The following is a 236-nucleotide window of genomic DNA, read 5'->3' on the forward strand; positions in this document are numbered from 1 at the left end:
CCCAGGCGCGGACCGCCTCACCGGGGGCGTCGGCGGCCAGGTCGGCCGGGCGCGGCCAGCGCGCGAGCCACTGCTCGTACACCGGGAGCACCCGGACGACGGGCGTCTGCTGGAGCATGAACTCGCTGACCATGACACCCCAGGCCCCGGCCTCGGGGTGGCGCCAGGGCAGGTCACGGGCGTGCCGGTCGAACCACGCGAGGACGGGCCCGTGCAGCTCGGCGGGGGGCGTCGGG

The 236-nt window shown here is 78.0% G+C and carries 1 pseudogene; it reads right to left on the reverse strand.

The features are described from left to right. Nucleotides 1-236: pseudogene (locus AOK00_RS40020) on the reverse strand (A/G-specific adenine glycosylase); the annotation flags it as partial.

Source organism: Streptomyces aureus (assembly GCF_001418135.1).
GTDB lineage: Bacteria > Actinomycetota > Actinomycetes > Streptomycetales > Streptomycetaceae > Streptomyces > Streptomyces aureus_A.